The following is a 24645-nucleotide window of genomic DNA, read 5'->3' as shown; positions in this document are numbered from 1 at the left end:
GAACGAGACCCCATGACCAGCTCGGCCCCGACCTCGCAGGCATCACCCGCCGTGTCCGTCCTCCAGACCGCGCTGCGGGCCTGCCGCCGTGCAGCTACGCGCCTGCGTTCCGTAACCGCTGAACTGCCCGGTCACCAAGCAGTTGTGGCAGTGACTCGCGGCGCGGGGGTGGTGACGCGCACGGGCTGGGCCTGCGTGATGCTGCTGGTCCTGGCCGCCGCCGGCGGGTTCCGGCTGGGCTGGCAGGAGGCGTGGGCGGCCGCCGCGGTGCTTGGCTCCGTCGTCGCCACCGCCTGGCTCTGGCTGCTGCCACGCGGGGGCCACACCGTCTCCCACGACCTGCTGGAACGGCGCGTCACCGTGGGTGACAACGCGATTGTTCACCTGTCGGTGCGTAATCCAACCGGACGCCTCCTACTGCCCACCCGCATGGAGATGCCCGTGGGCACCGCTGGAGCGGTGTTCGCGGTGCCCACGCTGCGCCCGGGTGCGGAGCATGAGCGTGGCTTCATCCTGCCCACGGCCCGCCGCAGTGTCGTCACCGTAGGACCGGTCGTCTCCGTGCGTTCGGACCCGGTGGGGCTGCTGCGCCGCGAGCGCAACCACACCGAGGCGCAGCTGGTGCACATCCACCCCCGCACCATCCGGCTGGGAGTCACGCTGCGCGGCATCATGCGCGACGTCGAGGGGCCGTCACCCAGGAGCTGTCAAGCTCGGACGTCTCATTCCACGCCCTGCGCGACTACGTGCCCGGGGACGACCGGCGTAACGTCCACTGGCGCACCACCGCCCGCACCGGCAGGCTAATGGTCCGTCAGTTCGAGGAGACGCACCGGGCGAGCCTGCTTGTGCTCCTGGACACGCTCCCGGACGTCTACGAGACCGATGAGGACTTCGAGACGGCCGTATCCGTGGCCTGCTCGCTGGCGCTGAACGCGATTGCCGACGGCCGGGAGGTCTCCCTGCTCACCCAGGCCGGGGCACTGCCCACTATCACCGGCCTGCGCATGCTAGACGCCTCTTGCCTGCTGGAGGAGACGCCGGGCGCGTACGGCTGCGACGAACTGGCCCGCCACGCCACCACCCGCCACTCCGAGGCCTCCGTACTGGTGCTCGTAACCGGCCAGCGTTGTGATGACTCAGTGCTGGGGCGCGTGCGCACCGCCACCCCGGTGGACACGGTGGCGATTGCACTGCGCTGCGGCTCCCGGCCGCTGGGGCGCCATGCCCTGAGCGGGCTGACCGCGTTCGACATCGACCGCCTGGAGGCACTGCCCCTGGTGATGCGGGAGGCTGTATGAGTACCTCGCGGGCTAAGAAAGGCCTCTACCAGGCACTGATCACCGTGCTCCTGCTGATCGGCACGATCCCCTTCATCGTCCCCTTCGGCTCCATAATCGGTGTCGCGGTCGGTGCCTGTGCCGTGGCCCTGGGCGTGTTGATCGGCCTGGTCAGCGCCCGCGCCCGGCTGTCCGCCCTGCCCACGCTCGCCATTACGGCGGCCGTGCACGTGCTGCTGGCTCCCTGGCTGCTGCCGGATGTCGCCCACGATCTGAGTGGCGTTTACGAGGTCCTGGCGGCCACGGTGACGGTGTGGCGTGATGCGCTGACCCTGCCCCTGCCGCTGACTGCTTTCTCCGCGATGACTACCCTGCCGTGGCTGACGGGCTTGGCCTGCGGCGTGCTGGCGACCCGTGCCGTCTACGCGGGACGGCTCCACCTGGCCGGGTTCACGGTCCTGGCGGAGGCGGCGGTCGCCATCGCCTGGGGTGATACGGCCACGCCGCTGCCTGCCGTGGTCGGCGCGGTACTGGCTGCTGGCGTGCTGGGACTGTGGGCGCTGGCGGCGCAGTGGGGCCGGCACGACCAGGTAGCCGAGGTCTTGGAGGAAACCGATGCGGGCGTGACCACAGGGGCGCGCCGCGGTGCCGCCCGTGCAGGGGCGCTGCTGGCGGCCATCACGCTCGTGGTCGCCATTTCCGCGCCCGCCGCCCCGCACGCCCGCGCGGTCCTACGCGACGCCTTCAGCCCGCCGCTAGACCTGACCGAATACGCCACTCCTCTCTCCCTGGTACGCACCCTGGAGACGCAACTCGCCTCCACCACGCTGATGACGGTCTCCGACCTGCCCGACGGCGCCCGGATCCGTATTGCCGCACTCGACTCCTACGACGGCCTGTCTGCGCGCATCAGCCAGGCCTCTGGGCGCGGCGCCCATTTCCAGCGCATCGGTCGGGGCACGCCACTGGTGCCGGAGCCCGATTCCGGCGCTGCTACAACCGCTTCCGGGAGCGGGCCTGGCCCCACAACCGTCACATTCGTCCTGGACGGCTACACCTACCCGTGGGTACCTACTGTTACGGACACGCTGTCCATCACGCCCGCGGGAGCACGGGCAGAGGCTATCAGCGATTCCCTCTTCTACGACACCTTCTCCTCCACCGGTCTGGTCACCGCCAGGCTGGCCGCCGAGGACGTCTTGACTGAGGACGTCAAGGTTCCCGCCACGCCGTCGGACGCCGACCTGACCCAGCTGTCGCTGGCGGACGTCAGTCTTGGCTCCGTGGAGGACGTACCGGCCTCGGTTCAGGCGCTGGCACGCTCGCTGGTCGGCTCGGAGTCGGAGCCGCTCAACCAGATCCGCGCCCTGCAGCGGGCGCTGCGCACCGGCTACTACTCCGACGGCACCAAGACCCCCTCAGAGCCCGGCCACGGTGCGGCCCGCCTAGCCGACATGGTCGCCGCGGACTCCCTGGTGGGAGACGATGAGCAATACGCGGTGCTCATGATGCTCATGTGCCGCTCACTGGGCATTCCGGCCCGGGTGGTCATGGGCTTCGACCCGACGACCGACGGGGACGCCACCGACGTCACCGGGGAGGATGTCAGCGCCTGGGTTGAGGTGGCCTTCGAGCAAGTCGGCTGGGTGAGCTTCGATGTCACTCCCGAGCGGGACCAGGTGCCGCAGCAGCAGAACGCACGCAAGGTCTCCAATCCCGAGCCGCAGGTGCTGCAGCCGCCGCTGCCCCAGCAGGACCCGGCTGAGCTGCCTCCCGTCTACGAGGACGACGACCGGGACGGGTCGGAGGAGGACCGGAACGCGGGCCTGCCCACCGCATTCGTGGCGGCTATTGGGGCCGCCGCGGGCGCCCTCCTGCTACTAGCGGCAATTCTCGCAGCCAAGGCGCTGCGACGGGCCCGGCGTCGGCGCCGCGACGGCGTGGAGCGGGCGCTGGGGCCTGGGACGAGGTGGTTGACCGGGCGCGCGATCTAGGTAGCAGCGCCCCGGCCGGGCTGACACGCAGGGAGGCCGCGGCGCAGCTGGCAACCGGTTTTCCTCGGGCAGACCTGCCCCGCTTCGCGCGTGCGATCGACGCCCAGGTATTCGCCGCCGGAGACCCATCATCGTACGATCTGAACCAAGTCTGGAAATCAGCCGACGCCATCGTTCCGGTGATGGCATCCGACCGTCCCCGGTGGCGCGGCCTGCTGGCCAGGCTTTCGCCGCGCTCGCTGTTTCGGCCAGCCGGACGTGGGCGGCGGACACGTACTTCGAGGAGGACAGGCTCGTGATGACAACCACTTCCGCATCACGTCGTGCCAGGAGTGGCTCGGCGGCACCCGCCCCGACGGGTACTGGCGCTGCCAGGAGCCCCTACGGCCGCGTAGGCACGGCCACGCCTGCGCCCACCAGTGTCGGCGTTCCCGCCCCGGTCCGCGCGCGCGTCCTTGCCGGCCTGATCGATCTGGCTGCCGGTACGGCCGTGAGCGGGATGATCGCCGCCCTGGTGCGCCTGGTGGCCGACGTCGGTTGGGTGGCCGCCCTGCTACTGGCAATCGTGATCGTGCTGACAGTGCGCGAGGTGGTGCTGGGACGGACCGGTTGGAGCCCGGGCGGACGCGCGCTGGGCGTACGGCTGGTCTCGGAGCGTACCGGGCGCCCCGCGGGCCTGGCGCTGTTCCTCCACGCCGATCTGACCTTCATCTGCGTGGTGCCGACACTCGGCATCGGCGCCATCGTGCTCATGCACACCGCTGCCAAGGACCCGCAAGGACGCGGCTGGCATGACCAGCTAACAGGTGTGAGGCTGATTCAGCAGCGCACCTGCCGCGTCTCCCAGCCGACTGCGGACACGCCCCGGACTCGCGCACCGCCCGCGCCGGCCGGCGCGGTCCGTTCTCCGACGGCCGCTTAGCATTCGCGCCTTCTGGCAGTCCGATCATGGAGGTGGTCGACACTGTCGACAGTGCTCGTGCTGCGTCCACCGCGCTGAATACCCGCTCCGAGATCATCGACTCGGTACCCTGGTCCTCCGTGCCGATGCCACTGGACTCCACCACCAATGATGCTCCTACCGCAACCGGCGGCCATGCTGAGGACGTAGCCGGGGACCACAACTCCCATGCGGCCGACCCCTCCCAGCCGGTCCCGGCACCTGATTCTTCCCCCGACGCCTCAGGCAGCGCGCCGGGGACACGACGCCGGCGCCACGCCCATCACCGCAAGCCCGAGCCGGAGACAGTGGGCATCCGGCTGGTACCCACAAACGGTGGGTCGCCGATTCGGCTAACCACCCCCGCGGTGGTGGGCCGGGATCCACAGAATATCTCCGACTACCCGCAGGCAACACGCGTATCCCTGGTCGATGCGACACGATCCATCTCCAAGACCCATGCCGCTGTCGCGCCTGTTCCCGGTGGCCTGTGGGTCACCGATCTGCACTCCACCAACGGCACACGCATAGACCAGCGTGGCACTGTTAAGCAGACGCAGCCCGGGGTGCCGGCACCCGCACCGATCGGGTCAGTACTGCTCCTCGGGAGGGCCGCGTACCGCATTGAGGGCTGACTACGCCGTGCTCTAGCCCGTCTCGGCAGACCCTGCCGACGTCGTATCCACGCAGGCCGCCGCGGCAGCGGAGGTCCTGCCGTCCGCGCGCACGGAGTAAACCTCGATACACGTACTTCCCTGGCGCGCGGGCAGCTGGACCGTCGTCGCCTGCGTAGACTGCATGGCGGCGTCGGTGCCCCCGGCCACGTCCTCGCGGAACAGGAAGCTTCCGTCCCACTCGTCCTCGGGCGCCTCCCAGCTGAAGGTGACGGTGCTCCCGTCCTCAGACAGGGCGCCGACCAGGCCGCGTGGCGGGGACACGGATGCCCCGAGCGGATCCGCGCTGGCGGCGGGCGCCAGCGTGGCGAAGGTGGCCGCCGGCCGACTGTGCTCGGCCATGCGCGAGGCTAGGACGGCGCCTGTCACCGCGACCGCTGTGACAACTACCGCTGTCGCCCCGATCAGCAGCCGCGAGCGCCCGGTGCCGACGTCATGCTCTCCGTCGTCCCCAGCGTCGATATCGACTGCCGGGACGTGTGTGACCGCCTCGGCCACCGGCTCGAACACTCCCAGGCGGGTGGCATTGGTGTCCTCCAGCAGGTCGTCATCATGGGTAGTCTCAGCGTCCGTCGCCGCGTGGAACAGGTCCACCGCTGTCATCGGCAGTCCCAGTTCTGCCTCCACCTGCTGCAGCGCGCGGGCGAATGCCAGCGCCGTCGGGTACCGGCGGGCGGGGTCCTTGGCCATGGCGACGCTGAGCACGCGGTAAAGGGACGGCGGCGCATCCTGGCGGCCCAATGGCGGCAGCGAGTCCTTGATGATGCGGCGGGATAACTCGTACACCGAGTCGGAGGCATCGGGAATCTCGAACGGGCTGCGTCCGGTAAGCATGGCGTATGCGGTTGCCGCCAGTGAGTAAATGTCGGACGCGGGGTCTGCCGAGTGCGAGCCGACCAGTTGCTCGGGCGGAGCCCAGGGGACGCTCATACCACGCAGCTCGTCATCTTCGCCGCGCGGACCGCTCATGGCGGAGATCCCGAAGTCCGACAGCACGGGACGGCGGTAGGCGGTGAACAGGATGTTGGCGGGCTTGATATCCCGGTGCACGATACCGACTCGGTGCGCGGACTCGACTGCTCCGGCGATCTGTATGGTGGTGCTCAAGGCGTCCGCAACGCTGAGCGGTCCGCGCCGCAGGACCATGCTCAGCTGCGGCGGCGGGCAGTACTCCATCACCAGGAACAGGCGGCCGTCCGCCGCGGTGCCCGCTCCATAGATCGATAGGATCGCCGGATGGGAGGATACCCGCGCCATCAGGTTGGCCTCGGACTCGAAGCGTGAGGCCGGGCCGCCGCTTACGCCGCAGTTCATGATCTTTACGGCGACTTCCCGCTGCGGCATGTGCTGCTCGTACATATAGACCCGTGAGTAGCCCCCTGCCCCCAGGTCCCGCATGTAGGTGAATCCTGGGATCGGCGGTGGAGAGCTCTCATGGTCCGTGGTCACGGCAGATCCTCCAGCAGGAGCGACTGTCCGTCACCCAGGTCGAGTATGTCACCACTGCGTAGCAGCACCGGCTCCGTGGAGGACATGCGCATCGGGGAGGCGCCGTCGCGTCGTAGCACCGTGCCGTTGCTGGACGACAGACTGCGGGCCAGCACCGACCACTCATCCAGCTGGATGAGCAGGTGGTTGCGGGAGATCACTTGCTCCGGGCTGGGCACAGTGATCAGGGCCGGTGCTGCGCCATTGAGCTCGCTTACGCGCTCCGAGGCGGGCTCGCGACCAATTAGCACGGGCCGGTCGAGGACGACTTCACCCCCAGAGGAGGCGCGTACCCGCCCCAGCGGCGGGCAGGCGATGATCCGCGCCGGCTGGGTCAGCTCGGCACCGCACTCGCGGCAGCTGACGTAGTTGGTGGGGTTGGCGTGTCCCGAGGGGCAGATGACGGACAGTGCCATGCGTGTGGCCTCAGTGTCGGGAACCTCAGTGCCGACCTCCTCCGGGGCTTCCCCCGGGGCTCCGGCTCCGGCAGCATGCTGCCAAGCTCATCGACTAGCTCCTCGGGCAGGTCCGCCACCGTCCAGCCGTCGTGGTCCCCGGGGACGTCGGCCTGGTCATCCGACTCCACCGGAGCGAGCTCGGCCGTGTCGGGCTCTGCCGCGGTCCCCGCCGGAGCCTCAGCCGCCGCCTCCGGCGCGATCTCCGGGGCGGGATCGAGGGCCTCCGGCGCCGTCTCCTGCCCGGCCGCAGGTGCGGCTACGCGCTCCTCGGGCTCCCGGGGTGGGGCTGCAGGCGCCGCGGCCTCGGCGCGCGCCTCCGCCGCGGGAGCTTGCGCAGCGCTGCCGTGATCGGCGTGTGCCGCCGCGGTGCCGGCGGTGTCAGCATCGGTAGGGACTCGCAGCTCCAGGCGGGAGGCCCGCACCACGGCGTCGACGACGGGCCGACCCACCGTGCCCGGCTCCTCGGGTGCCGCTAGCACGATATTCGCCTCACCGGGGATGAAGGACTCCATCCAAGTTGCCACACCTGCGGCGTCAAAGCCCTGACCGTCTATTTCAAGGCGGGGCGTGCCCCGCAGCGCCAAGTGGGTACCTGACTTCTCCAGGATGACCAGGCCGAAGTCCGGGATACGTGAGAGGTGACCTCCAGTTCCCATCACAAGACGATCAAGGATGGCAGTTAGGGACCCACCTTCATCTCGCAGCAACCGCCACAACCCGGCGACCAGCTCCTCGGGGACAGACTGCGGCAGCAGCAGTGCCCCCCGCGGCGTAACCGCAGCACTCCACGTCCCTTCCAACCACAGCGTCTCGCGTTCGGCGCTCTTGTCGGTCACGTTTTCTCCTTCAACAGGTGTCTAGACAGCGCCGAGCAATCGCCGCGCTTTCGGGCAGTGTCTCACAGACGGACGCAGCCGCCAATCGCCTTGCTCAGCGGAATTCATCACCACCCCTTCAGGCATCCCGGGTCGCGCGTACAGGATCGTCCACGCAGGAGGGTAGAGGCGACCCTCCAGCCACCCGGAAGAGCCCACGCCCTCATGCGGAGCCCATGCGGAGGGCGCTGCGGCCCAGCGGAGGGCCTTCACCGAATCACGCACTCGGTGTCCCCGAAGTACACCCGCCGCCCCCGTTCAACGACCTGCGCCTGTCCGGGGCGCAGCCGATGGATGCCCTGGGAGTCCTCCGCGTGCGTGCCGTTTGTGGAGTTCAGGTCAGTCACGCGCATACCGCTGCGCGCGGGCTCCAGCAGCGCATGGGTCTTGGAGACCGAGGGATCGTCCTGGAAGCTCGGCAGTAGGCGGCTGGCCCTGCCGGGAAGCGGGTCCGGCGCCCGGCCCAGTACCGTCGGCTGCGTAACGGTCAGCAGGTGCCCGTTAGCCGTAACCAGTTGCACCGGCACAGGGTCGCGCTCCTTGGCTATGACAACCGTGCCCGCCATGCGGTCATACCAAGTGCGCCGCCAGCCGCCGTCGTCAGTGCTCATGACCATAACCACGGGGAGCACCCCGAAGGTTGGCAGCGCCGCCAGGGCGAACAGCCAGGCGCGCTCTACCGCGGCCCGCCCCGGCGGGTCCGTGGGCCGAATCGCCCTCCGCAAGCGCACGGAGACCAGCGCCTGCCCGGGGCTTGCGCCCGAACGCGCCTGGAGCAGGATCATCAGCCCGGCCACGGCGGTGCCCGCGGCTAGGCGAGCGGCCGGCGGCAGCGGCACCAGTACCCCATAGCTGCGATGAGCGCGATGTCCACCACGCCGGCAATCACGCGCCTAATCCGGGAGGCTGGAAGCGGAGAGGGTGCGGATGCGGCCACAGCGACAGCATAGGTCTTGCGGAGTCGGCTATATTGCACAGGTCTGTTAAAGGAGTAGCACAATGCAGATCGCTGTCACCCCGGATCCGGGGAGCTGGGTCGTCATCCCTGAGTTCCCCCACCGGGATGGGCCCGTATGGAAGCGCAGACCCGCAGTCTGCTCTTGGACATGACCGGCCCGCAGTGGCGGGCCGCCTTCGCGAATCTCCTGGAGGAGCTGCGACGCACCGAACGGGGCACGGCCCTGGCCCGGCTGCTGCACGTAGGCGAGGGAGGGCACCAGATCTTCGCCGTCGACCTCAGCCTGGTGATTGCTCAGGACGACGGCTCCAAGGAGGGGCGTCGCGCCACCCAGCGCGCCCTGATCGCCGAGCTGCTGCCGCGTCCGCACGAGCCCCAGCGGCTGCGGCCGGCACCGCGAATGGCCGGCTTCCAGGCCGTCTCTGAAGACACCGAGGCAGGCACGACCGATCGTCCCAGTGCCATCGTCGTCCTGCGCATGGCGGGCCTGCCGACGGTCCCGGTCGACCTGGTCATGAAGGCCTGGAAGGCCACTCCGGAGATTGTCGCCTCCGCGCTGGATGACATGGTCGCTCTTGGCCACGTAGTCGCCCCCGTGGAGGCCCTGCCGCGAACGCCGGAGAGCTGAGCCGCCCCGGACGGACGGCTTGCTCCAGCCGCCGAGCCGGTATCGGCGTTCTGCTCGCGCCGGGCCCGCACGCCCGCTGCGGCCCGGGTGCTCCTCCGTTGCCTCAGTACTCAGCGGCCTCAGCGGCTTGCAGCCATTGGGCCTCCAGGTCGGCCTGCTCGGACTCGGCCTGCGCCAGTTGCCTCCCCAGCTCGGTCAGCTCGTCGACTCGCAGCTGCGCGGAGGCCTGCTCCATGCGGCGGTGCAAGTCGTCTATGTGCGAGGTGGTCCGGTCCAGGCGGCGCTCGATGCTTGCCAGCTGCTTGCGGGCGGCATGCACGGCGGCGCCATTGCGCTCCGGGGCCGGAGGGGCGCTCCGGGCTGCCGCTTCAGCATCCGCTTCCGCCTCACGGCGCAGTTGCAGGTACTGCTCCACTCCCCCGGGCAGGTCACGAATAGTCCCGTCACCGAGCAGGGCGATCTGGTGGTCCGTGACGCGTTCCAGCAAGTAGCGGTCGTGGGAAACCACCACGAGGGTGCCGGGGAAGGTATCCAGCAGGTCCTCCACGGCGGTGAGGGTGTCGGTGTCCAGGTCGTTGGTGGGCTCATCCAGCAGCAGGACGTTCGGCTGCCCCATCAGCAGCCGCAGCAGCTGCAGGCGGCGCCGTTCACCACCTGAGATCTCCCCCACCCGCGTCCAGGCCCGTGAGCGGGTGAATCCCAGGCGCTCTACCAGCTGGGCGGCGGTGAGCTCCTTCCCACCAACCGTCACCCGCTCGCCAACCATGGCGACGGCGTCAACCACTCGTGCACCGGCCAGCGGATCGAGCTCATGGGTGGTCTGTGACAGAGTGGCGACCGCCACCGTCTTGCCCCGCACCACCCCTCCCCGGGTGGGGGCCTGCGTGCCCTCCAGCAGCCGTAGCAGCGTAGTCTTGCCGGCACCGTTTACACCGACGACGCCGACGCGCTCACCCGGGGCCAACCGCCAGGTCACGCCACTGAGCACCTTTCGCCTGCCATCGGGCGCGGTGGCATCCGTGAACTCCACGCTCACGTCCTCCAGCTCGATGACCTTCTTGCCCAGCCGGGCGGTGGCCATCGCGGTCAGTTCCACGGTATCGCGCGGCGGTGGCACATCGGCGATGAGGGCCTCGGCGGCGTCGATACGGAAACGCGGCTTAGAGGTGCGGGCGGGGGCGCCGCGCCGCAGCCAGGCCAGTTCCTTGCGCAGCAGGTTCTCCCGCTTCTCCGCGGCGGCCGCGGCCTGGCGGGCGCGCTCGGCACGGGCCAGCACATAGGCGGCGTAACCGCCGTCGTAGGTCTCCACCCGCCCGGGTACCTGGGGGCGGCTGCCGCCGGGGTCGACGCCGGGTACCACCTCCCACACGTGGTTGCATACGGCGTCCAGGAACCAGCGGTCGTGGGTGACGGTAACCAGGGCGCCTGCGTCGCGCCGGCGGGAGAAGCGGGCGGACAAGTGGCGGGCGAGCCAGTCCACGCCCTCCACATCCAGGTGGTTGGTGGGCTCGTCGAGGATGACCAGCTCGGCGTCGGCGGTCAGGGTTGCCGCCAGGGCCACGCGGCGGCGCTGCCCGCCGGAGAGGGATGCGACCGGGGCGTCCAGGTCGAGGTCGGCCAGCAGCCCGGCGTGGATGTCGCGCACCGCCGGGTCGGAGGCCCACTGGTGCTCGGGAGCCTCACCGTGTACGGCGCTGCGCACGGTGGCGCCGGGCGCGAACCGATCGGCCTGGGTGAGCATGACGGCTCGCGTATCCCCGGCGCGCGTGACGCGACCGGCGTCGGGGGTGCGGGCGCCCGCCAGGAGCGCTAGCAGGGTGGATTTGCCGGCGCCGTTGGGGCCGAGCACGCCGATGCGCTCCCCGTCCTCGATCCCCAGGCTGACTGCGTCGAGCAGTATGCGGGGACCGACTGTGACGCGGACGGACTCGACGCCGAGCAGATGCGCCATCAGCCCACCACCCGGGCCCCGGCTACGGGGGCGTCCACGCGCAGGGCCTGGTCGACCAGTCCGGACGCGGTCAGGGCGTTGGCTACGCGCATGGCAGCGGCAGGATCGGGTGCCAGCGCGGCGATCGTAGGGCCGGATCCGGAGACGATGGCGCGCAGGGCGCCGGCGGACTCGGCCGCCGCGATGATATCCGCCAGTTGCGGGCGCAGGTCTAGCGCGGCCGCCTGCAAGTCGTTGTGCAGTGCGTCGGCCAGGGAGAACGGGTCGCCGTCGCGCAGAGCCGCGGTCAGGGCCGCCGGCACGTCTGCGGGAGCCGTGGCGCCCGGGACGAGTTCGTCGAAGCGGCGGAAGACGGCGGGGGTGGACAGGCCCTGCGCGGACGTTGCGAACACCCAGTGGTAGGTGCCGCGTGCCATTAGCGGGGTTAGCCGGTCGCCGCGGCCGTGTCCGACGGCGGTGGCACCCACCAGCGTGAAGGGCACGTCCGCCCCCAGTTCGGCCGCGAGGCCCGCCAGCTCCGCCTGGCTCAGACCGGTGCCCCACAGCGCGTTGCAGGCCAGCAGGGCGGCGGCGGCGTCGGCGGAGCCTCCCGCCATGCCGCCGGCCGCGGGGACGCGCTTGCGCAGCAGCAGGTCGACGCCGTCGCCCACTCCGGTGGTCTGGGCCAGCAGGGTGGCGGCACGCACGGCCAGGTTGGCGGCGTCCGACGGCACACCGGCGTAGGGCTCTTCCAGGGTGAGGGTGATGGCGCCGTGCAGATCAGCGGCCTGCCGACGGGCGGTGACGGTCTCGATCAGCCGTACGGCCTGGAAGACGGTGGTCAGGGGATGGTAGCCGTCGGCGGCAGGTGCGCCGACGGACAGGAACAGATTGACCTTTCCGGGTGCCTCCACTCGCACCTGGGTGGATGAACCGGAACGGGGTGGGCGCGGGGCCCCGCCGGCTCCGGGGACGGCATGCAGTGAACTCATGCCTGAATTCATGCCTGAACTCATGCCTGAGTTAGTACCTGGGTGCATGTCAGGGCTCATGTCTGGCTCCCGGTGTTTGCTGTGCCGCGCGGCGGCCGCTGAGGGGCGATTAGGGGCTCTGGGTCCGGCGCTGGCATCCCGGTATCGACGAGGGCCTGGGCGAGGGCGGCGAATGCGGTGACGTCGAGTTGTTCTCCGCGGGTAGACGGGTCGATGCCGACTGCGCGGGCGGCCGCCTCCACCTGCTCGGGGCCGCCCGCCAGGGGCGCCAGGGCCTTGCGGAGGGTTTTGCGCCTCTGGGCGAAGGCAGCGTCGATGACGGCGAATACCTGTGCGCGGGTGGCGGTGGTGGCCGGGGGCTCGCGGCGGGTGAGGGTGACGACCGCGGAGTCGACGTTGGGGACGGGCCAGAAGACGCTGCGACCGATGCGGGCGTCCCGGCGCACGGTGCCGTACCAGGCGGCCTTGACGCTGGGCACCCCGTAGGTGCGTGAGCCCGGGGCGGCGGCGAGCCGGTCGGCGACCTCCGCCTGCACCATGACGGTGGCGGTGCGCAGGCCTGGTAGGGCCGCCAGCACGGTGAGCAGCACGGGGACGGCCACGTTGTAGGGCAGATTGGCGACCAGCCGGGTGGGTGGGGCGGCGCCATCCGGTAGCGGCAGCGTCTCGGGGCTGCAGATGGTCAGGGCGTCGGCGGCGAGTACGGCCAGGTGATCCGCGGCGGCTGGCAAGCGGCTCGCAACGGTGAGCGGCAGGGCGCGGGCCAGTACGGGGTCGACCTCGACGGCGATTACGCGCGCACCCGTCTCAAGTAGTGCCAGTGTCAGGGAGCCGAGCCCGGGACCGACCTCCAGCACGGTCTCCCCCGACTGGACCCCGGCCAGGCGCACGATGCGACGCACTGTGCCGGAGTCGTGAACGAAGTTCTGCCCGCGGGACTTAGCTGGTCGTAATTCCAGCGCTGCGGCGAGGCGCCGAATGTCGGCGGGGCCGAGCAATCCGGGGGCGGGCTCGCTGGTGTCGGGCGTGGGCACGGGCCCAGCCTATGTCAGGAGCGGCGGCGGGGACGCCGCGACCCATCAGCACCCCACGGCGGCGGGGACGCCGCGACCCATCAGCACCCCACGGCGGCGGGGACGCCGCGACCCATCAGCACCCCGCGGCGGCGGGGATGTATCAGGTGGCGGGCGGCGCTACCGCGCGGTGCGTCGGCTCCGGTCAGAGTAGGCCGAGCTGGGCGGCGCAGTGCGGCCACTGCCCCCAGCCTGCCTGGGCCTGGAGCTTCTTGGCCATGGCGGTCTGGGTGGCGGTGTCGGCCTCATGCGGGTAGCCGGTCCCGCCCATGGCCCGCCAGGTGGACAGGGAGAACTGGTACAGGCCGTAGAAGCCGTTCCCGGTGTTGGTGGTGGGGTTACCGCCGGACTCGCACTGGGCCAGGGCCGCCCATACCGAGTCGTCACCGGCGGAGGAGCTGCTTCCGGTGGAGCCGCCGGAGGATCCCGAGCCCGATGCCGTGGCGCCGCCCCCGCTGGTGCCGCCGGTGGATCCCGTGGCGGCGTCGGTGGATGCGGTGGCGGCGTCATCCGCGACGCTGCCGGTGCCTACCAGCACGACCTCGTCGACCCGTTCGGTTACGACCGCCCGGGAGACCACCTCACGCGCGATCTCCTTGCCGTCCACGCTCGTTACCTGGTAGACCACTCGCGTGACTCCCGCCACACCCTTGGTCTCCACCTTCGTCTCGCCATCGGGCAGGGAGTCGGTCTGCTGCTCTACCCGTCCGAACTCCTCCGTCACGTCCTCGGCGACCGCGGAGACCGTGGTCTGGTCACCGCCGACCACCAGGTCCGTACCCTCTCCCGCAGCGACGTTCCCGGCGGTGATGTCCGCGCTTGCCGCCGAGGCCACGACGACGGTCTCCGGCAGGGTCTCGACGTCACCGCCCGGGGCGACAGCCTGTACTGCGGCGTAGGCACCGCCCGAGACGGACAGGGCCAGGGCCGCGGCCACGCCTCCGGCACGTAGCAGGCCGGGTTTGAGCAGATCTTTGACGGGTGTCATGGGGTCCTTTCTCGGTGGCGGCAGCCACCGAACCACTGATCTCGTGATCTCGTCTCGTGATCTCGGTGCCTACCGGACTTCACGCTAACGAAGCCCACAAGGCCCGGCAATGACATAGGTCACGAGTTGGCGTATGCCCCACGCCGCTCCGGGGCGGCCCGGGCGGAACCGCATGGACTTGCCGGGCGCCGCGGCGACGTGTAGCGGGGTCGCGCGGCATGTGAGGCGTGGCCTGCATTCCTGCATGGTGCCGCTCACGGCAGGGGTGTGAGGGGCGCGTGCGCCGCGCAGCAGTTCCCGCGGGTGCACCCGCCGAGGCCGGTACGCGGCCGCGGCTGTGGCGGTCAGTACCAGCCGGTGGACTCCGAGTGCGCCCAGGCGGAGCAGGGGCTGCCGTAGCGCTCGGAGATGTAGCCCAGCCCCCAGGTGATCTGAGTGGTGGGGTTGGTGGCCCAGTCGGAGGCCACCGAGCTCATCTTGGAGCCCGGTAGCGACTGCGGAATGCCGTAGGCGCCGGAGGAGGGGTTCTGGGCCTGGTAGTTCCAGCCGGACTCGCGGTTCCACAGGCTGACCAGGCAACTGAACTGGGAGTCGTCCCAGCCGTAGGAGGACATCATCGACTTGGCGATGGACTGCGCCGAGGCGGCTGTGGTGCCGTCACCGGAGGCCGTTGCGGTGGTGGTGGTGCTGGAAGTGCCCTCCGAGCTTGAGGAGTCGGTCGTGTCGGCGCTGCCGGTGCCGACCAGCACCACCTCGTCAACCCGCTCGCTGACCACCGCACGGGAGACCACCTCGCGGGCGATCTCCTTGCCGCCCACGCTTGTCACCCGGTACACCACCCGGGTGACCCCGTTGACTCCCTCGGTCTCCACCTCGGTCTCGCCCTCGGCGAGGGAGTCGGTCTCCTTCTCCACCTGCTCGAACTCGTCGGTCACGTCCTCGGTGAGCGACGAGACCTCGGCCACGTCACCGCCAACTACCAGGCCCTCGGCCACGTCCTGGCCCGAGGCTGAGAACGCCTGCATGCGCGCCTGCGACTCGGTGAGGGGGCGATGTCCGACTCGCCGAACTGAGTAGCGGCGTAGGCGCCGCCTGAAACCGCCAGTGAGAAGGCTGCGGCCACCCCGCCCGCGCGGTACATCACCGGGGATACGGAGGTCTTCGCCGGACCTGCGGCGCGGCGGCGGCCATGCGCTTCAGTAGTGCTAGTGAGGCTCTTCGAGGCTAGGGCTCCGAGCTCAACCAGGGTTGTGCTCAAGGAACTGCTCTGGGAGTGACGACCCACGGGAATTCTTCCTAACGGTTGACAACTGCTGATCACGCTAACCGACTACGCGTCACCTCAGCAACATGACCTGACCCATTTCACAGCCATATGCCGTAGACCTGAGCGGTGTTGCGCTCCAGCACCACGCCCATATCCGCCTCGCTCATGCCGCGCAATTGTGCGAGAAAACGCACCGTGTCGGGCATCAGGTAGGAGCCGTTGGGGCGGCCGCGCCAGCGCCCCGGAGGCAGGTAGGGGGCGTCGGTCTCCACCAGCAGCAGCTCGTCGGGCACGGCCGCGATGGCCGAACGCAGCTCGTCGTTAGCCGGGTAGGTGATGGGCCCGGCCACGGAGGCGTACCAGCCGTGCTCAGCGCAGGCCTCGGCCAGGGCCACTCCCCGCTGAAGCAGTGGAAGACGGTCCGCGTGGGGGCGCCGTCGGCCTCAAGAATCTCGACGCATTCGGCGTGGGCGTCGCGGTCGTGGATCTGCAGCGGCAGGTCCAGCTCCTTCGCCAGGGCGATGTGGTCGCGGAAGGCGTCACGCTGGACGGCGGCACCGCGCGGGCCGGTGCGGAACAGGTCCATGCCGGTCTCCCCGACGGCGGCGACGACGTCCCGGTTGCCGCGCACCTGGGCCTCCAGTCGGCTCATGGCCTCATCGAGGGACTCGTCGTGGTGGGGCCGGTGCACGGGTTCCAGGCCGTCGGGGCCGATCTCCCGCACCCCGGCGTGGGCGACGGCCTCGTTGGGGTGGACGGCCAGGGCGACCCGTACGCCGGGAAGCTCGCGCGCCAGGGCGAGGCTCGGCGTCCAGGTGGGCGTTTCGCATGCGGAGGTGATGATGCCGGTGACTCCGACTGCGGCCGCCCGGGCTACCAGTTCGACGGCGTCCAGCGGCGCGTCGGCACCGGGCCCGGCGGCGACCTCTCCGGGAACGGGCAGGTGGGTGTGGTTGTCGGTGACGGGCACCGCCAGGGGCGCGACGGCGTCGGCGGGCGGCCAGGAGCGGTCGCGGTGCTTGCGGCTCATGCGCCGGTGACGTCGTCGGGCTGGGAACCGGCGTAGCGGGCCAGCTCCTCCTCCACGATGCCCTCGTCGAGCTTGACGAAGACGGGCCTCGGCTTGGCGATCGGAGTGCCGACCACCACGGCGTGGCGCTCCCACGTGGGCACGCCGGTGTAGTCGCCGGTGATGATCGGGTAGCCGGTCCGCCCGGCGAAGGCATCGGGCAGCACCTGCGGGTCGAGCTCGTCCACCTCCTCGATGTGGGGCATGGGGGCGAGGGCGCCGTCGCCGCCCATGACGCGGTCGACGTCGTTGGCGGCGTGCGGCAGGAACGGGGAGAGCATGAGGTTCAGGTCGGCCACCACCTGGGCGAGCGTGTGCAGCACGGTGGCCAGGCGCCGATGGGCGGGGCTGCCCTCCTCCCCCTTGAGCTTGAAGGGCTCGGTGTCGGCAATGTACTTGTTCGCCTCACCCACCAGCCGCATGGCCTCGGCGAGCGCGGCCTTCTGCCGGTGGTGGCGGATCAGGTCGCCGACGGTGGCGAAACCGGCGTCGACGACGTCCAGCAGGGCCCGGTCCACGTCCTCCAGCTCGCCGGGCGCGGGGATGGCGCCGAAGCGCTTGTGGATCATGGCGGCGGTGCGGTTGACCAGGTTGCCCCAGCCGGCCACCAGCTCGCCGTTGGTGCGGCGTACGAACTCCGCCCAGGTGAAGTCGGCGTCGGCTGTCTCGGGGCCGGCGGCGCAGATGAAGTAGCGCAGGGCGTCGGCCTGGTAGCGGGCCAGGAAGTCGCGCACGTAGATGACGATGCCGTGGGAGGAGGAGAACTTGCGGCCCTCCATGGTCAGGAACTCGCTGGAGACGACCTCCGTGGGCAGGTTCAGCGCCCCCATTTCGCCGCTCTCGCCGCCGCGATCGCCCTGGCCGTTGTAGCCGAGCAGCTCGGCGGGCCAGATCTGGGAGTGGAAGACGATGTTGTCCTTGCCCATGAAGTAGTAGGACAGGGCCTGCGGGTCGTTCCACCACTGGCGCCAGGCGTCGGGGTCGCCGCTGCGGCGCGCCCACTCGATGGAGGCCGACAGGTAGCCGATGACGGCGTCGAACCACACGTACAGGCGCTTGTTGGGCTGGTCCTCCCAGCCGGGGATGGGGATGCCCCAGTCGATGTCGCGGGTCATGGCGCGCGGGCGGATCTCCGCCAGGATGTTCTTGGAGAAGCGGATGACGTTGGGCCGCCAGGCGCCGGAGGCCTCCCGCTCGTCCAGCCAGACACCCAGCGCGTCGGCCAGGGCGGGCAGGTCCAGGAACCAGTGGGAGGACTCCACGAACTCGGGGGTCTCCCCGTTGATGCGGGAGTGGGGGTCGATCAGGTCGGTGGGGTCGAGCTGGTTGCCGCAGGTGTCGCACTGGTCGCCGCGGGCGCCGGCCGAGCCACAGATCGGGCAGGTTCCCTCGATGTAGCGGTCGGGCAGGGTGCGGCCGGTGGAGGGCGAGATCGCGGAGCGGGTGACCTGCTCGACCATGTAGCCGTTGTCTCGCACGGTGCGGAACATGTCCTGCACCACTCGGTAGTGGTTGCCGACGGTGGTGCGGGTGAACAGGTCGTAGGACAGGCCCAGAGCCACCAGGTCCTCAACGATGAGCCGGTTGTTGCGGTCTGCCAGCTCGCGCGGGCTGATTCCCTCCTCGTCGGCGGCCACCAGGATGGGGGTGCCGTGCTCGTCAGTGCCGGAAACCATGAGGACGTCGTGGCCGGCCATGCGCATGTAGCGGGAGAAGACGTCGGAGGGGACGCCGAATCCGGCGACGTGTCCGATGTGGCGGGGACCGTTGGCATAGGGCCAGGCGACGGCGGAGAGGATACGGCTCATGGGGCAGCCTATCCGTTCTGGCGGCCGGGGGCGCCCCGGGTTGTTCTCCCCCTGTGTTTGCGGCTCCGGCACCCCTATGGTGGCGGCGACGAGCACGCTAGGTGTGCGTCATCGACCTTGGAGGAGATCGCGATGCCCCGACCGCCCGCGTTAGGAGCACCGCGAGTCCTGTTGCGCATCGGCGTAGTCCTGTGCCTGGTGGCGCTGGCCGCGCTGGTCATCTGCCTGCCCATGAAACACCCCATCAGGGACCTGCGGGTGCTGGAGCTGGATTCGGCTGGCGAGACCACTGTGCGCCTTGACGGCCAGACAACATATGGACTGTGGGATACCGGAACCGCCGACTGCACCGTCACCGGGCCGGACGGGGAGGAAGTCGCGGTCCTTCCGCCGTCGGAGGAGACGCCAGTGGCCGATCATCGGATTCTCGGAGTGATCGAGGTCGAGGCGACCGGCGATCACACCTTCACGTGCTCCGGGCGGAGGATATCGGTGGGGCGCCTGGTCGACCTCCGGATCGTCGACTGCGGTTGGTGGGGAGTGATCGCCGCCACCTGTATGGGCCTCATCGGACTGCCGCTGGCTACGCTCGGGGGCCTTTGGCACTTTATCGGCAATAGGCGCGTCAGGCTGAACCGGCGCGGCCCCGCCGCAACCACCCGGGAAGTCGTCCGGGATTAGTCGGCGCGCCAACGTCGACCTGCTTCCCCACAACGTCTCGCGTCGCTCACGGAGGCCCCGCGGGCGACACGGCACGTATCGTGAGCGTGCTGCCGCATCGACCGGCGCCTACCACACAGGAGTAACCCATGGCCAATCACCCTTCTCCCGGCTCCCCCTACGCGCACGCGCCCCAGGGCGCAGGCCCTACCAACCCTTTCGGCCCTGCCGCACCGGCCGCGAAGGGACGTAAGGGACCACTGATCCTGCTGCTGTCCGGCGTGCTGCTGATTGTGGCCGCAGTTGTGCTCATCGTGGTGTTCACGGGTATGGCGGCCCGAACCGTGGGCGGCCTGCAGCCGATTTCCGCCAATGGATCGACCGCGGTGCAGCTCGAGCCTACGGCTGTGTACGGCCTGTACGGTAACGGGGACTCGCAGTGCACCGTGACCGCCGCGGACGGCACGGAGGCGGAGGTGAGCGGGCCGTCGTCTAACGTCACTGTCAATGAGCGGCGACTGTTCGGGGTTGTTGAGGCAGGCGTGTCCGGCGACTACACGGTCACGTGCACGACTGACGTCCCCGGAGAGGACGTTTACTTCGGTGAGCTCATCGACGCTCAGGCCATCATGCACAGCGTGTTCAGCATCTTCCTGGTTGTGGGCCTGCTCGTCGTGGGCCTGCCCCTGACCATCGCCGGGGTCATCTGGCTGGTTGCCCGCAGCGCGCACAATAAGCGGGCGCTACAGGCCCAGTCCTCCGCGCCCTTCTCCGGGCGTCCCGGATTCTGAGTCGCCAGGGGCAGTAGGCTGCAGTCAAACGTAGAATTCGTAGGCGAAGCAGCGCCGTGACCGCAACATGAATCCGAGGTGGCAGACGTGACGGTGTGGAATCAGCCCGGCCCGGTTGGCGGTGGCTCACCGCAGCCGCCCCGGGGGGTGGACTCAGATGGCCTACCGTCCCTGAAGGTGCCGCGTATCCTGACGATCGCGGGCGTGGTCACGCTGCTCGTGGGGATCGGTTTATTCGTCACCGCGGTGCAGACGGCGCCGAGCGTGCTGGAGAAGAACGCGGTAGACGTGGAGGGTGACGGCACACCGACCGCGCTGATCCTGCTCGCGGACACCGAGTACGGCTTCTATTCGGAAGATGCCGATACCACCTGTACGGTCAGCGACCCCGCAGATACGGTCCTGGATGTTTATCAGCCCGATCGCAAGAGTGGACAGCCGCCGCAGGTGCTGAGATTCCGCTCCAACGACGCCGGTACCTACACGGTTGCCTGCACCGGCGACGACACAATCACCATCAACGTCTCCAACGTCTCCCCGGAATGGGATAGCAGCGCCCGGCTCGCACTTACCTCCATCCCCTTCGCCTTGGCGGGGGCTGCCATCACGACGGGCGGAGCAGTCTGGCTGATACTGCGCAGGCGCAAGCGCTCACGCATGGTCGTTTCCCGGCTCTTCGCGCCAGGCCATGCGGGCGCGCCGGCATTCACGGCCTTTCCCCCGGACGCCGGCGCCGTTCACCCGGACGCGACGGCACCGGCCCCGGGCGCATACGCATCGCCACAGCCGCCTAGTGCCCCGTCGGCAACCATGCCGCCTCCAGCTACGCCGGCGCCGCCTGCCGCGAACCCGCCGGCGCCCAACAGTTACGGCTTCGCACCCCAGCAAGTGGTTTACCGTCCCCTCACTCCACCCGATGGCGAGCAGGGCTCCTGACACCTGGCACTCCGGGAGGCCTCCTCCGCCCAGTTGTCGCTCCTTAAGCGCCTGATCAGGCTTCGGCCGCGGGGCCCGTTCCTGCGGCGCGCGCTGCGAGGGCGGCCCGGTAGACCTCGTTCGGGCGAGCGCCCGCCTGGGAGGCCACCTGGGCGGCCGCTGCCTTGAGCCGCATGCCTCCTGCGGCGAGGCGCAGCGCCTGGGCGGCAGCGGTTGCCACGTCAACCCGGCGTGGCGGCGCGCCCGCGACTACCAGCACGACTTCTCCTAGCACACCCGCGGCGGTGGCGTCCGCCAATTCACCCAGGCTTGCCCGCCGCACCTCCTCATGCGTCTTGGTCAGCTCGCGGCACAAGGCGGCTCGCCGGTCCGCGCCGAAGGCCTCCGCCATGGCGAGCAGCGTCTCGTGAGTTCGGCGAGGCGATTCCAGGAACACCATGGTGCGCGGCTGATCGGCGAGTTCAGCCAGGGCTCGGCGTCTGTCACCGGCCTTGCGCGGAAGGAATCCCTCAAAGGTGAAGCGGTCGCTGGCAAGGCCGGACAGCACCAGGGCGGCGAGCACTGCGGACGGCCCCGGCGCCACGGTCACAGGTACGTCGGCACCGGCGGCAGCCACAACGAGCCGGAAACCCGGGTCGGAGATCCCGGGCATGCCGGCGTCGGACACGACTAGTACCGATTGCCCCGCGCGGGCGGCCTCCAGCAGTTCCGGGATTCTGTCCGCCTCATTGTGCTCGTGGAATGCCAATACCCGCCCGGTGACACGTGCTCCCATGCGGTGAGCGAGGGCGAATAGGCGGCGTGTGTCCTCTGCGGCCACCACCTCGGCCTGCTCCAGGGCGGCGCGCAGGCGGGCAGAGGCGTCGGCCACGTTTCCGATCGGGGTGGCGGCCAGAGTAATCACTCCCGGCTGTGGTGCGGCGCGGTCCGGCGGTTCTGGGTCCGCCTGCGCGGGTGGCGCGGCGTTCGCAACCCCGGCGGGCGGGGTGGCGTCGCTCATGTCGTTATTCATGGCCTCAGTATGACGGGCCGCCATAGACTCGCAGACGTGACTTCACCCTGTGCTGCTTCACCGGATGATCCCAGTTTGCTCGCTCACCCTGACGCGTCTTCCCAGGCGGCCGAGTCGAGGCTGCAGACCCAGCCGGCCGACGGCGCCCCGGTAGACGATTCTGCGGCGTCCGACGCGGGCGCCTGCGCCAGTGGCGCCCCGCTAAGCGCCTATCCCCCTGCTGTCCTGGGTATTGACGCCGATCCGGCAGCACCGCGCAGCGAGGATCAGCTGCGCTCCCTGCTGGGCCTGGAGCCGGTCGAGGGCGCACCCTTGCCTCGGCAGGTGCGAGTTAATGGCTGGATAGCCACGGTTGTGGCGGGTGTAGTGGCTGCGTTCACCCGGCTGGTTGGGCTGGGACACCCGCATCAGCTCATGTTTGACGAGATTTACTACGTCAAGGACGGTTATGCGCTGTGGCACAACGGGTACGAGTCGACGTGGTCTGACGACGCCAATGAGCTGTTCGCCCGCGGAGACTTCTCCGCATTGACAACGGAACCAAGCTATGTGGTCCACCCGCAGCTGGGGAAGTGGCTGATCGGCCTGGGAATGCAGATATTCGGGGCGGATTCGCCTTTCGGGTGGCGTTTCATGCCTGCGCTGGCGGGCATACTGACGGTAATCATATTGGCGCGCCTGACGCTGCGACTGACTCGTTCTCCGCTGCTGGCGGGCTTGGCAGGCCTACTACTGGCCATCGACGGCGTCGGGATAACCGAGTCCCGCATCGGTCTGCTGGACATTTTCATCGGCCTGTTCGCCACCGCCGCGCTGTACTGCCTGGTTCGTGATCGCGAGTGGTCGCGGGCGCGGCTGGCTGCGGACCTCGCGGGCACACTCCCGGATTTTAGAGCGCCCCGAGCGCATTTGCGTCCGTGGCTACTGGCGACCGGGCTCATGTTGGGCCTGACCTGCTCAATCAAGTGGTCGGGAGCCTACCTGTTGGCGGCGGTTGGAGTCCTCGTGGTCGCGTGGGATACCCAGGCGCTGCGGCGGGTGCAGGCTAGGGCCTGGTTCCTGGAGGGTCTTGTCGCGCGGGGCGTGGGTGACTTCATTCGTCTGGTGCCGGTGGCCTTCGTCGTGTACCTGGTCGCCGGCTGGGGATCGTGGTTCCTGCACGACGGCGCCTACCGGGATTGGGCGCAGGTGCAGCGGGCCGAGCAGGGGTCTGTAGCGCGCGGGTGGTTGCCGGATGCACTCAACAGCCTGCTTGAGTATCACCTGTCGATGTACAACTTCCACGTCCAACTGGACAGCGAGCATCCATACATGTCCAAACCGATCGGCTGGCTCTTGCAGTTGCGGCCGACGTCGTTCTACTGGCTCAGTGAGCAGGAGATGTCTGGTGCGGACTGCGGCTCAGACCGTTGCATCCAGGCCATCACCTCGATCGGCAACATCCCCATCTGGTGGGGCGCGGTGCTGGCACTGCCATTCGCCGTCGTGGTGCTCGGCGCCCGCAATCGAGACTGGCGCATCTGGGTCCCCCTGATCGGCTACGTCGGCCTGTACCTGCCGTGGTTCATCTACTCCAAGCGGACCATCTTCACCTTCTACACCGTGGCCTTCGTTCCGTGTGTGGTGCTGATCCTGGTCCTGTCCGTCGGCTCGGTTGCAGGCTTGCTCAGGCCCGTGCCCGGCTCGGTGCTGGCCCGGCGTGAGGCGCAGTTGCTGGCCGAGGGGCGTGTCGGCCCGGGGCGCCCGTGGCCCCGGGGCCCGGTGGCGTCCTTCTTCGGTTTCGGTTTGCGTCCGGGCCGCATTCACCTGCCGTCCACCTGGACCGGCGTTCCGACATGGCGGGTACGCTCCGAAGGCGTCGCTCTTATTGGCAGCCTCCTAGTGACTGCGGCAACGTTCGCCTTGCTGTGGTCACCGATATGGACTGGTAAGACTGTGCCCTACACGTTCTGGCTCTGGCACATGTGGTTGGAGTCTTGGGTCTGACTGCTCGAAGGGCGATGATCTAAGGCGGCTCAGGCCGCCTGGAGTCGGTGCGCCGCGCTAATGGCAAATCGAGCCCGCGTACTCGCCCGGCGCTCGGCCCTGAAAGGGCCGAGCGCCGGGCGGGGTTGATGAGCAGCAGACCGCGCCGCCTGGGGTCAGTCCCGATGTCTGTTCCGGTGCCCGTGGCAAAGGGGACCCCCACCCCGCTGAGGGTGCGTAACGAGCGCCATCACCCCGCCTGCCGCTCGAGACGGCACCGCTTACCACGCCTGCACATGGCTCCCAGCCGGGTCAATCACTGATCCTTGCGACCCGAATACCGTCCAACACGACCGAGGCCCCTCCGCGGAGCCTCGCAGCTCGTCATGCGCCCCGCTAACACGAGGAGAGAACGGCTCGAGCGTATTTGTTCGGGAAGCTCGGCTACTACTTGCGCCGACACTCTACGAGCCAATAGAGCCCGCGCCGATAGAAACGGTCAAAGCGAACACAGAGAGTCATTCGGCTGTGAACGATCTCAGAGGGAATCAAAGGAACGGCTAGCCCAACCCATGGTTCAAGGCCTATAGCAGGCAACTCGTGCCGCAACTCGCGCGGCCGCCCGAGCCGAGGGCCTCCCCAAGCGACCTGATCGCCCTGGGGTTGTGTGTGTGGTTGTGGGTGGGTGGGTGTGCCGGCGGCGTCCTACTCTCCCGCCCGCCTGTCGGGGGCAGTACCATTGGCGCTGGGGGGCTTAGCTTCCGGGTTCGGAAATGGGTCCGGGCGTTGTCTCCCCCGCTGTGACCACCGGCACGACCCGCCCGCCCCCAGCCACACGCACTAGCCTGCGTGCCTGCCC

At 69.6% G+C, this 24645-nt stretch carries 20 protein-coding genes, 1 rRNA gene and 2 pseudogenes; 10 read left to right on the top strand and 13 right to left on the bottom strand.

Annotation, left to right across the window (positions count from 1 at the left end; translation table 11 throughout):
• Positions 1-12: 12 nt before the first annotated feature.
• The 5 genes from CWT12_RS13750 to CWT12_RS02480 all read left to right on the top strand — a co-directional run bounded on the left by CWT12_RS13750 (position 13) and on the right by CWT12_RS02480 (position 4849).
• Positions 13-807 carry a hypothetical protein gene (locus CWT12_RS13750; protein ID WP_237564273.1) on the top strand — a complete coding sequence of 265 codons (795 nt, stop codon included), beginning with the start codon at positions 13-15 and terminating at the stop codon, positions 805-807.
• A complete protein-coding gene (locus CWT12_RS13745) occupies positions 747-1301 on the top strand; it encodes a DUF58 domain-containing protein (RefSeq protein ID WP_237564272.1) in 555 nt (184 codons plus the stop codon). The genes CWT12_RS13750 and CWT12_RS13745 overlap by 61 nt, the downstream gene beginning before the upstream one ends.
• Complete coding sequence (locus tag CWT12_RS02490; protein WP_237564271.1) at positions 1298-3274, top strand: transglutaminase domain-containing protein; 1977 nt, start codon at positions 1298-1300, stop codon at positions 3272-3274. Before CWT12_RS13745 ends, CWT12_RS02490 begins: the two co-directional genes overlap by 4 nt.
• Positions 3275-3572: 298 nt before the next feature.
• Complete coding sequence (locus CWT12_RS02485; protein ID WP_161923572.1) at positions 3573-4196, top strand: RDD family protein; 624 nt, start codon at positions 3573-3575, stop codon at positions 4194-4196.
• A gap of 32 nt (positions 4197-4228) precedes the next feature.
• Positions 4229-4849, top strand: a complete 621-nt coding sequence (locus CWT12_RS02480) for an FHA domain-containing protein (protein WP_161923571.1) — start codon at positions 4229-4231, stop codon at positions 4847-4849.
• Between the two features lie 12 nt (positions 4850-4861).
• Here CWT12_RS02480 and CWT12_RS02475 read toward each other — a convergent pair whose 3' ends face one another.
• The 4 genes from CWT12_RS02475 to CWT12_RS02465 all read right to left on the bottom strand — a co-directional run bounded on the left by CWT12_RS02475 (position 4862) and on the right by CWT12_RS02465 (position 8548).
• Positions 4862-6337: a serine/threonine-protein kinase gene (locus tag CWT12_RS02475; protein WP_442862540.1), complete on the bottom strand. Its 1476-nt coding sequence runs from the start codon at positions 6335-6337 to the stop codon at positions 4862-4864.
• Positions 6334-6792 carry an FHA domain-containing protein gene (locus tag CWT12_RS13740; protein ID WP_237564270.1) on the bottom strand — a complete coding sequence of 153 codons (459 nt, stop codon included), beginning with the start codon at positions 6790-6792 and terminating at the stop codon, positions 6334-6336. The genes CWT12_RS02475 and CWT12_RS13740 overlap by 4 nt, the downstream gene beginning before the upstream one ends.
• A complete protein-coding gene (locus CWT12_RS13735; protein WP_237564269.1) occupies positions 6711-7670 on the bottom strand; it encodes a hypothetical protein in 960 nt (319 codons plus the stop codon). The genes CWT12_RS13740 and CWT12_RS13735 overlap by 82 nt, the downstream gene beginning before the upstream one ends.
• Positions 7671-7918: 248 nt before the next feature.
• Positions 7919-8548: an FHA domain-containing protein gene (locus tag CWT12_RS02465; RefSeq protein ID WP_161923570.1), complete on the bottom strand. Its 630-nt coding sequence runs from the start codon at positions 8546-8548 to the stop codon at positions 7919-7921.
• 234 nt (positions 8549-8782) lie between these two features.
• Here CWT12_RS02465 and CWT12_RS02460 point away from each other — a divergent pair, with 234 nt between their 5' ends.
• Positions 8783-9295 carry a hypothetical protein gene (locus CWT12_RS02460; protein WP_237564268.1) on the top strand — a complete coding sequence of 171 codons (513 nt, stop codon included), beginning with the start codon at positions 8783-8785 and terminating at the stop codon, positions 9293-9295.
• A 103-nt stretch (positions 9296-9398) separates the two neighbouring features.
• On the opposite strand, the gene CWT12_RS02455 is transcribed toward CWT12_RS02460, so the two are convergent.
• From CWT12_RS02455 to metG, 7 genes and pseudogenes are all read right to left on the bottom strand, one after another.
• Positions 9399-11246, bottom strand: a complete 1848-nt coding sequence (locus CWT12_RS02455; RefSeq protein WP_161923569.1) for an ABC-F family ATP-binding cassette domain-containing protein — start codon at positions 11244-11246, stop codon at positions 9399-9401.
• A complete protein-coding gene (locus CWT12_RS02450) occupies positions 11246-12217 on the bottom strand; it encodes a 4-(cytidine 5'-diphospho)-2-C-methyl-D-erythritol kinase (protein ID WP_161923568.1) in 972 nt (323 codons plus the stop codon). Before CWT12_RS02450 ends, CWT12_RS02455 begins: the two co-directional genes overlap by 1 nt.
• A 56-nt stretch (positions 12218-12273) precedes the next feature.
• The gene (rsmA, locus tag CWT12_RS02445) at positions 12274-13251 is read right to left on the bottom strand and encodes a 16S rRNA (adenine(1518)-N(6)/adenine(1519)-N(6))-dimethyltransferase RsmA (protein ID WP_161923567.1); all 978 of its coding nucleotides are present in this window, start codon (positions 13249-13251) and stop codon (positions 12274-12276) included.
• A 184-nt stretch (positions 13252-13435) separates the two neighbouring features.
• Entirely contained in the window at positions 13436-14278 is an 843-nt protein-coding gene (locus CWT12_RS14295) for a resuscitation-promoting factor (RefSeq protein ID WP_202616252.1), read from the bottom strand.
• Positions 14279-14622: 344 nt separating this feature from the next.
• Positions 14623-15563: pseudogene (locus CWT12_RS02430) on the bottom strand (G5 domain-containing protein).
• A gap of 80 nt (positions 15564-15643) precedes the next feature.
• A pseudogene (locus CWT12_RS02425) lies at positions 15644-16575 on the bottom strand (TatD family hydrolase).
• Positions 16572-18422 (bottom strand): methionine--tRNA ligase, encoded by a 1851-nt coding sequence (metG, locus tag CWT12_RS02420; protein WP_161923565.1) that lies wholly within the window; start codon positions 18420-18422, stop codon positions 16572-16574. The pseudogene CWT12_RS02425 and the gene metG overlap by 4 nt, the downstream one beginning before the upstream one ends.
• 132 nt (positions 18423-18554) lie before the next feature.
• Between metG and CWT12_RS02415 the strand changes: the two genes are divergently transcribed.
• From CWT12_RS02415 to CWT12_RS02405, 3 genes are all read left to right on the top strand, one after another.
• Positions 18555-19103, top strand: a complete 549-nt coding sequence (locus tag CWT12_RS02415; RefSeq protein ID WP_161923564.1) for a hypothetical protein — start codon at positions 18555-18557, stop codon at positions 19101-19103.
• A gap of 128 nt (positions 19104-19231) precedes the next feature.
• Positions 19232-19873 carry a hypothetical protein gene (locus tag CWT12_RS02410; RefSeq protein WP_161923563.1) on the top strand — a complete coding sequence of 214 codons (642 nt, stop codon included), beginning with the start codon at positions 19232-19234 and terminating at the stop codon, positions 19871-19873.
• Between the two features lie 177 nt (positions 19874-20050).
• Positions 20051-20809: a hypothetical protein gene (locus CWT12_RS02405; RefSeq protein WP_161923562.1), complete on the top strand. Its 759-nt coding sequence runs from the start codon at positions 20051-20053 to the stop codon at positions 20807-20809.
• Between the two features lie 55 nt (positions 20810-20864).
• Here CWT12_RS02405 and rsmI read toward each other — a convergent pair whose 3' ends face one another.
• Positions 20865-21821, bottom strand: coding sequence for a 16S rRNA (cytidine(1402)-2'-O)-methyltransferase (gene rsmI / locus CWT12_RS02400; RefSeq protein ID WP_237564267.1), 957 nt, complete (start codon positions 21819-21821; stop codon positions 20865-20867).
• 9 nt (positions 21822-21830) lie between these two features.
• Here rsmI and CWT12_RS02395 point away from each other — a divergent pair, with 9 nt between their 5' ends.
• Positions 21831-23807: a dolichyl-phosphate-mannose--protein mannosyltransferase gene (locus CWT12_RS02395; protein ID WP_161923561.1), complete on the top strand. Its 1977-nt coding sequence runs from the start codon at positions 21831-21833 to the stop codon at positions 23805-23807.
• 671 nt (positions 23808-24478) lie between these two features.
• Here CWT12_RS02395 and rrf read toward each other — a convergent pair.
• Positions 24479-24598: ribosomal RNA gene (gene rrf, locus CWT12_RS02390) — 5S ribosomal RNA — on the bottom strand.
• Between the last annotated feature and the right edge of the window lie 47 nt (positions 24599-24645).

This window comes from Actinomyces sp. 432, assembly GCF_009930875.1.
In the GTDB taxonomy this organism is placed as follows: domain Bacteria; phylum Actinomycetota; class Actinomycetes; order Actinomycetales; family Actinomycetaceae; genus Actinomyces.
This window is presented reverse-complemented; position numbering and strand designations above follow the sequence as displayed.